General features: G+C 61.0%; 9 protein-coding genes. 8 read left to right on the plus strand and 1 reads right to left on the minus strand.

Features of this window, described 5'->3' with window-relative positions; all coding sequences use genetic code 11:
• Positions 1–24: 24 nt before the first annotated feature.
• On the minus strand, positions 25–741 hold the full coding sequence (locus QZL67_RS04750; protein ID WP_022289612.1) for an NAD-dependent protein deacylase: 717 nt from the start codon (positions 739–741) through the stop codon (positions 25–27).
• Between the two features lie 36 nt (positions 742–777).
• Here QZL67_RS04750 and QZL67_RS04755 point away from each other — a divergent pair, with 36 nt between their 5' ends.
• The 8 genes from QZL67_RS04755 (at position 778) to QZL67_RS04790 (ending at position 7818) form a co-directional block, all read left to right on the plus strand.
• Positions 778–1113 (plus strand): arsenate reductase family protein, encoded by a 336-nt coding sequence (locus QZL67_RS04755; protein WP_022289613.1) that lies wholly within the window; start codon positions 778–780, stop codon positions 1111–1113.
• A gap of 121 nt (positions 1114–1234) precedes the next feature.
• Entirely contained in the window at positions 1235–2080 is an 846-nt protein-coding gene (locus QZL67_RS04760) for a YihY/virulence factor BrkB family protein (RefSeq protein WP_022289614.1), read from the plus strand.
• Between the two features lie 121 nt (positions 2081–2201).
• Positions 2202–3434 carry an aminopeptidase gene (locus tag QZL67_RS04765; protein ID WP_022289615.1) on the plus strand — a complete coding sequence of 411 codons (1233 nt, stop codon included), beginning with the start codon at positions 2202–2204 and terminating at the stop codon, positions 3432–3434.
• A 65-nt stretch (positions 3435–3499) separates the two neighbouring features.
• Positions 3500–3991 (plus strand): gamma carbonic anhydrase family protein, encoded by a 492-nt coding sequence (locus QZL67_RS04770; protein WP_022289616.1) that lies wholly within the window; start codon positions 3500–3502, stop codon positions 3989–3991.
• Between the two features lie 149 nt (positions 3992–4140).
• Positions 4141–5487, plus strand: coding sequence for an MATE family efflux transporter (locus QZL67_RS04775; RefSeq protein ID WP_022289617.1), 1347 nt, complete (start codon positions 4141–4143; stop codon positions 5485–5487).
• Positions 5488–5523: 36 nt separating this feature from the next.
• On the plus strand, positions 5524–6702 hold the full coding sequence (locus QZL67_RS04780) for an AI-2E family transporter (RefSeq protein WP_022289618.1): 1179 nt from the start codon (positions 5524–5526) through the stop codon (positions 6700–6702).
• Positions 6703–6836: 134 nt separating this feature from the next.
• Complete coding sequence (locus QZL67_RS04785; protein ID WP_022289619.1) at positions 6837–7067, plus strand: helix-turn-helix transcriptional regulator; 231 nt, start codon at positions 6837–6839, stop codon at positions 7065–7067.
• Entirely contained in the window at positions 7045–7818 is a 774-nt protein-coding gene (locus QZL67_RS04790; RefSeq protein WP_022289620.1) for a DUF3169 family protein, read from the plus strand. The genes QZL67_RS04785 and QZL67_RS04790 overlap by 23 nt, the downstream gene beginning before the upstream one ends.
• The last annotated feature ends 161 nt before the right edge of the window (positions 7819–7979 follow it).

The following is a 7979-nucleotide window of genomic DNA, read 5'->3' on the forward strand; positions in this document are numbered from 1 at the left end:
GAAAGACAGCGGGCAAACGCCGCTTTACAGCTGATCCAGCGTGGCGGCGATGGGGTCCGTGATGACCAGATCGGCGGAGAGATCCCGGGCCACGGGGGACTTGTTGATGAGGACCAGATGGCGGCCCCGGTAGTAATTGATGAGACCTGCTGCGGGCCAGACGTTCAGCGAGGTGCCGCCGATGATAAGAAGGTCCGCCTCGGAAATCAGCCGGATGGACTCGTTGAGTGTGTTCTGGTTGAGGCTCTCCTCGTAGAGCACCACATCCGGCTTGATGGTGCCGCCGCAGCTGCACCGGGGGATGCCTTCGGTGTGGAGGATATAGTCCAGATCATAGAATTTTCCGCACTTTTCGCAGTAATTGCGGTGGACGCTGCCGTGGAGCTCCAGGACGTGCTTGCTGCCAGCGGCCTGATGGAGGCCGTCGATGTTCTGGGTGATGACGGCTGCAAGCTTCCCCTCCTGCTCCCACTGGGCCAGCTTGCGGTGGGCGGCGTTGGGCTTGGCGTCGGGGGCCAGGAGCTTGGCCCGGTAGAAGCGGAAAAATTCTGCGGGGTTGCTTTCATAGAAGGTATGGCTTAAAATCACTTCAGGCGGATAGTGCCACTGCTGGTGGTAGAGACCGTCGGTGCTGCGGAAATCCGGGATGCCGGACTCCGTGGAGACGCCGGCCCCGCCGAAAAAGACCATACTGCGGGAGCTGTCCACCAGATCCTTGAGTTTTTGGACTGCTGCTGTCATAAAAATCCCTCCATTTCCAAAAAGGAGCACTGTGTCATGAACATTCAGATTTTCGGATCGTCCAAATCCTTTGATACCAAAAAGGCGGAGCGGTGGTTCAAGGAGCGCCGCATCAAGTATCAGTATATCGACATCCTTTCAAAAGGATTATCCCCCCGGGAGTACCAGTCCGTCAAGCAGAAAGTGGGCTTTGACGCACTGGTGAACACCAAGTGCCGGGCCTATGAGGAGCTGTACATGGCCTATATCACGCCGGATGCCAGGGAGGAAAAACTTTTGATGTACCCGGAGCTTTTCAATGTGCCCATCGTCCGCAACGGCAAGGAGGCCACCGTAGGCTACTGTCCGGATGTTTGGAGTCAGTGGACGTGAAATTCCTGCAAAACCGCCTGTATTCCCCAATAAAAAGGTGTAAAATGGGTAAAATGGAAGCGCCGCCCAGCAATCGTCCGGGCGGCGCAGGCAAATTTCAAACGAAAGGAGGAGAGCTGCCATGGATCGTCCGCTGCCGCAAAACCGCTTTCTGCGGGGAATCTATCTGATGGTCCAGCGCTACCTGCGGCATAACGTGGGGATTCAGAGTGCGGCGCTGGCTTTCTATCTGCTCTTCACCCTTTTTCCGCTCATGATCTTCATCAGCGCACTGTTGGGATTGCTGGATCTGAACGTGGTGGGGATTCTGGAGGCCCTGCGGGAGATTTTGCCGCGGGAGATCCTGGAGTTTATCGGGATGTATCTCACCTACGTGAGGGAAAACCCCAGTCCCCAGCTGCTGCTGTTTGGACTGTTTTTCTCGCTGTATTTCCCCATGCGGGCCGCCAACGCTCTGATGCGCTCCGTGCGCACGGCGTATCATCTGGGCCCGCCCCGGCGGGCCTTTGTTCACCAGCTCAAAGGCCTTTTGTATACGGTGCTGCTGATTGTGGCCATCGCTGTGACGCTGACGCTGATGACGGTGGGGGACCGGCTTTTGGGATACGCTGTGGAAAACTTTCCCCTGCCGCTTTTTGTGGCGGGGCTGTGGTCCCGGCTCCGGTTCCCGGTGGCCGGTACGGTGGGCTTTTTTGCCCTCTTCTTTCTCTACGCACTGTCCCAGGACGGGCGCCAGCCCTGGCGGAACCTGTGGCCGGGGACGCTTTTTTCCCTGGCGGCGTGGATGGCGCTGTCCTTTTGTTACTCGGTGTATGTGGATAACTTTGCCCACTACTCCATTTTATATGGGTCCATCGGTACCGCCATCGTGCTGCTGATCTGGCTGTATATGAGCTCTGTGGTGCTCATCATGGGCGCGGAATTCAACGGAACGCTCATCAGCCTGCGGAAAGAGCGCACGGCGTAGGGTGCCGGGGCGGCAAAACGTAAACGTTTTTTGAATCCCGGGGCCCTTCTCTTTACTTTACTGGTGAAATCTTCTACAATACACGTATTCTGGAATATACCGAAAGGAAGGAACTGCTTTGATGGAAGAAAAACTGCAGGAATATGCCCGGCTTCTGGTGCGGGTGGGCCTGAACATCCAGCAGGGACAGACACTGGTGATCTCCTCTCCGGTGGAGTGTGCCTATTTTGCCCGGCTGTGTGCGGCGGAGGCCTATGCTGCCGGATGCAAAGAAGTGGTCATGAACTGGCATGACGACGCCCTGGGCCGGATGAAGTATCTCTACGCCGACGGTGCGGTATTTGACGACGTGCCGCTGTGGCGGCGTCACTTCTTCAACGACTATGCCCAGGAGGGTGCGGCGTACCTGGCCATCTCTGCTTCGGACCCGGAGAACCTCAAGGGCGTGGACGGCAGCCGCATCGTCCGGGCCCAGCAGGCCAGCGGCAAGGCCCTCAAGGAGTTTGACCGGCTGCAGATGTGCGGCGGCTTCCCCTGGTGCATCGCCTCCATCCCCATCCCCAGCTGGGCAAAGACCGTCTTCCCCGGGGACGGGGAGGAGCGGGCCATGGAGCGGCTGTGGGATGCCATTTTCCGGGCCGTCCGCATCAGCGGGGATGGCAAGGCAGTGGAGAAGTGGCAGGCCCATCTGAAAACTCTCCACGCCCGGATGGAAAAGCTCAACGCCCTGAAATTCAAGTCCCTCCATTACACCAATGCCCTGGGCACGGACCTGACGGTGGAGCTGCCGGAGGGCCATATCTGGGAGGCCGGCAACGATGTGACCCTCTCCGGCCAGGAGTATATCGCCAATATCCCCACCGAGGAGCTGTTCACCTCTCCGCTGAAAACCGGTGTCAATGGTGTGGTGTACGCCTCGCTGCCCCTGGTCCACGACGGCAACATCATCGACGGGTTCCACTTCGTGGTCAAAGACGGCAAGATCGTGGAGGCCCGTGCCCGGCAGGGCGAGGAGACGCTGAAGGCAGCCATCTCCGTGGACGAGGGCGCCGGCTATTTCGGCGAGGTGGCCCTGGTGCCCTATGACAGCCCCATCTCCAACCAGAAGATTTTGTTCTATAACACGCTCTTTGACGAAAATGCCGCCTGCCATATCGCCTTCGGCGAGGCATATCCCTGCCTGGAAGGCGGACAGCAGATGACCAAGGACGAGCTGAAAGCCCGGGGCCTCAACGACTCCATCACCCATGTGGACTTCATGGTGGGCACGCCGGACCTGCGGATCGTAGGTACCACCCATGACGGCCGGGAGATCCCGGTGTTTGAAAACGGCAACTTTGCCCAAGGCTTCTGAACCGGGGACAAAACCCGGCTGAGACTGTGGGATATGCTTTGCAAATAGAGAAAGGAGCAGCAACCATGACTTATCAACTGCGCACCAGCGATGCATCCGCCCTGATCTGCCCCGGCGCCGCCGTGACCGGCGACGTGGTGCTGGGCAAGGGCGTGAGTATCTGGTACAACGCCGTCCTTCGGGGTGACGAGGGAACCATCACCGTGGGGGAGGACACCAATATCCAGGACTGTGCCGTCCTTCACGAGGCCACCACCGTGGGCCGGGGCTGCACCATCGGCCACGGTGCCATCGTCCACGGCTGCACCGTGGGAGACAACACCCTCATCGGCATGGGAGCCACGGTCCTCAACGGGGCCCGGATCGGCAGCAACTGCATCGTGGGCGCCGGAGCGCTGGTCACCGGCAAGATGGATGCTCCCGACGGGGCCATGATCCTGGGCAGCCCCGCCAAGGTGGTGCGCCCTCTGACCGAAGAGGAGATCGAGAGCAACCGGGAGGCCTGCCGCAGCTATCTGGCGGCGGCCCGGCTCTGCCGGGAGGAGAGCGGCTGCTGAGGGCAAAGTGACGAAAGCGGCGGGGGAAGGGCCTGCGCTTTCGGCGGATTCACCTCTTGCGCCCGGAGGGCCGGGCGGGTATACTGGCATCCTGATTTCATAGAGCCCGACGGAGCGTTTCCACTTCGCCAGGAAGGAGCCAGTTTTTCATGACACTGCGATTTTCCCCCCAGACCCGCCGGGTCTTTCACCTCTCCCTGCCCATTTTCGCGGAGCTGCTGCTGCAGCTGCTGGTGGGCAATGTGGATCAGTTCATGATCTCCCCCTTCGGCACGGCCGCCGTGTCCGCCATCGGAAACGGCAACCAGGTAATGAACGTAGTCATCATCGTGCTGGAGACCATGAGCGCCGCCACCACCATCCTCCTGACCCAGCACATCGGTGCCGGGAAGAAGGGAGAGGCCTGCGACGAGATTGCCACCGTGGGCGTGGCGGTCAGCGGCTTTTTCAGCCTTCTGATGGGCTTGATTCTGCTGCTGGCGCCTCACGTGATCTTCACCCTCCTGCGGACCCCGGCGGAGGCGTTTGACGGCGCCTGCCTCTACACCCGCATTGTAGGCGGGGCCGTGGTGCTTCAGGGGCTCTACATCGAGCTTTGCGCCGTGCTCCGAAGCTATACGCTGCTGCGGGAAGTGGTGTGCGTCTCCGTGGTGATGAACCTCATGAACGTGGCGGGCAACGCCATTCTCATCAACGGCTGGCTGGGCCTTCCCCGGATGGGGGTGGCGGGGGCCGCCACGTCCACCTGCATCAGCAAGGCGGTGGGCCTTGCGCTGGTGCTGTGGACGCTGCACCGCAAGTGCGATGTGCGCTTTTCTCTCCGGTATCTCCGGCCCTTTCCCCTGCACACCTGCCGCCAGCTTCTGATGATCGCCATGCCATCCGGCGCGGAGTCGCTGTCTTACAACGTCTCCCAGATCATGATCCTGCGCTTTATCAACCTCATGGGAACCACCGTCATCGCCACCAAGGTCTACGCCAGCATGCTGGCAAACGTGGCGTACGTGTACGCCATCGCCGTGGCCCAGGCCACTCAGATCCTGCTGGGGTATCTGCTGGGTGCCCGGCGGCTGGAGGAAGTGAACCGCCGTGTCTGGTCCACGGTCCGTATCGCCCTGGTGGTGTCGGAACTCCTGACACTTTTGATTTTCCTCTTCTGTGACCCCATTTACAATCTCTTCACCACCGACCCTGCCATCCACACTCTGGGACGGCAGATCGTGCTGGTGGAGTTTGCCCTGGAGATCGGCCGGGCAGTGAACATCGTCATGGTCCGGGGGCTGACCACCGCCGGAGACGTGTGGTTCCCGGTGACGGTGGGCATTTTCAGCCAGTGGCTGGTGGCGGTGCTGGGAGGCTGGGCCCTGGGTGACCTGCTGGGTCTGGGCCTGGTGGGCATCTGGATCGCCATGGCCTGCGACGAGGGGCTGCGGGGCGCGCTGTTCGTGGTACGTTTCCGCCGGGGAACGTGGCGGAAAAAGCGGCTGGTGGAATAACTGCGGGCCTTCGGCCCGGAAAGAGAGAACCATACAATGGAATGGAACAAACAGACGATTAAGGGACTGCTGGCAGTGGTCTGCGGGGGCGTGGCCTTTTTCTGGGTGCTGCAGAATCTGTGGGCCCTGGTGGGCGCTGTGGGTTGGCTGCTGGGTATCCTTGCGCCCTTCCTGCTGGGGGGCGCCATCGCGTTTATCCTGAACGTGCCAATGCGGGCTATTGAACGCAATCTGATGCCCCGGGCCAAAGCTGCTGCCCGGTTCCGGCGCCCCCTGGCGCTGGTGCTGACGCTGGTAGGCGTGCTGGGGGTGCTGGCTCTGGCTTCCTGGGTCATCGGACCCGGCATCGCCGATGCGGTGATGTCCATCGTCAACCAGATCCCCCAGGCGGCCCGGCGGCTCCAGGAGCAGTTACTGGCGCTGGAGAAATACCTCCCCCAGCTGGAGGCCATCATCGCGGAGCTGGACATCAACTGGAGCGAGCTCTCCAGGAAGGCCATCGATCTGGCTCAGGACTGGGGCTCCGGATTGCTCAGCTCCGGCAGCGGCTTTATCGGCGGCGTGGTCAGCGGTGTGAGTACCTTTGTCATCGGGCTGATCTTCTCCTTCTACATCCTGCTGCAAAAGGAAAAGCTCAGCCGTCAGGCCCGGCAGGTGTTTTACGCCATCTTGCCCGAGCGCCGGGCGGACCGGCTGCTGGAGGTGCTGCGGCTGGCGGAGCGGACGTTTTCCAGTTTCCTCTCCGGCCAGTGTCTGGAGGCCTGCATCCTGGGGACGCTGTTCGTGGTGTCCATGACCCTCTTCCGGATGCCCTACGCGCTGCTGGTGGGCGTCCTCATCGCTCTGACGGCGCTGATTCCCATTGTGGGCGCTTTCATCGGCTGCGCCGTGGGCGCGCTGCTCATTGCCATCGACGACCCCTGGAAGGCACTGTGGTTCATTGTGCTCTTCCTGGTGCTCCAGCAGGTGGAGGGAAACCTGATCTATCCCCACGTGGTGGGTTCCTCCGTGGGGCTGCCCTCCATCTGGGTGCTCTTCGCCGTGACGCTGGGCGGCAGCCTGATGGGCATCCTGGGCATGCTGGTGTTCATTCCGGTGTGCTCCGTGCTCTATGCGCTGTTCCGGGGCTATGTAAAGGGACGGCTGGCCCAGAAGGCCGTTCCGGTCCGAAAGTGGCGGGACGCGCCCCCCCGGCCAACCGGAAAAAAGAAATGACGAAAAAGGCCTCCGCATTTTGCGGAGGCCTTTTCATTTTTCTTATTGACAACTTTCCTTGTCAATGCTATCCTATAAATGACAAGAATAGTTGTCAATTTGACGGGAATCATTGTCAGAGAGGGAGTGGTGAAATGCCGCTTTATAACCGGCTGAAGGAGTACCGGGCCCGGCTGGGGGTCAACCAGCAGGAGATGGGTCGGCTTGCGGGGGTATCCCGGCAGACCATCAGCCAGATCGAGCGGGGGGACTACTCCCCGTCGGTGACGCTGGCGCTGAAGCTGGCGAAGCTCTGCGGGGTCACCGTGGAGGATATTTTTACGTATCAGGAGGAGGAAGACCATGGGCACCAAGACGAAAAGTGACAACCGCAGGGCGCTGCCCAAGTACATTCTGACCATCGTGATCGCCGCGTTTTTCGGTGCCCTGGCGGGCTTCGGCGCCGGCATCGTAGGCACCGGGAATCTGTCCAAAGGGGTCAAGACGGCGGTGAACGCCGCCCTCACTGCCGCGGCTCCCTGGGGCATCCCCGTCACCAGTGTGGTGTTTTTGGGCCTGGGCTGGCGGCTTTACGCCAAGGCCCGGAGGCTGTACAACACCTGGGATGGGGAGGCGGAGGAGCCTGTGGACACCGCTGAGGAGACCCTCAGCTGGGCGCTGCTGATGTCCGCCATCGCTCTGCTGTGGGACTTCTTCTTCCTCTCGGTGCTGGTGATCTGCGGGGCCGGTTCTTCCCTGGAGCGGCTGGGAGGCGTGACGCTGTTTCTGGTCTCCGTGGCAGTGATCGTGGTGCTCCAGCAGAAGGTGGTGGACCTGACCCGCCGCATCAACCCGGAAAAACAGGGCAGCGTCTACGACTTGAAGTTCCAGAAAAAGTGGATGGACAGCTGCGACGAGTCGGAAAAGCGTCAGATCGGCCAGGCGTGCTACAAGGCCTACCGGGCGGCGACCAATACCTGCCTGTGGCTGTGGGTGGTGCTGCTGGTGGTGCACTACGCCTTTGATACGGGACTCTTGCCCATCGCGGCAGTGCTGGTGGTGTTCGGCGTGCTCCAGATCGTCTACACTCTGGAGTGTATCCGGCTGGGCCGGAAGGGCGGCGGTGCCTGGACCTGACCTTGCCGGGCTTTGCCGGGATGGCCCGCCCCTCCGGGGGCAGCGGTTCCCCGTCCGCTGAAAAAGACTTTTCACCCCACTGCGGCCCCCGCTTGCCAAGCGGGGGCCTTTTGTGATATGGTGTTACGGATGCGTGAAAGTCCAATGGTAATAAGTCAAGA

The sequence above is a fragment of the Oscillibacter sp. CAG:155 genome (assembly GCA_000436875.1).
Lineage (GTDB): Bacteria > Bacillota > Clostridia > Oscillospirales > Oscillospiraceae > Oscillibacter.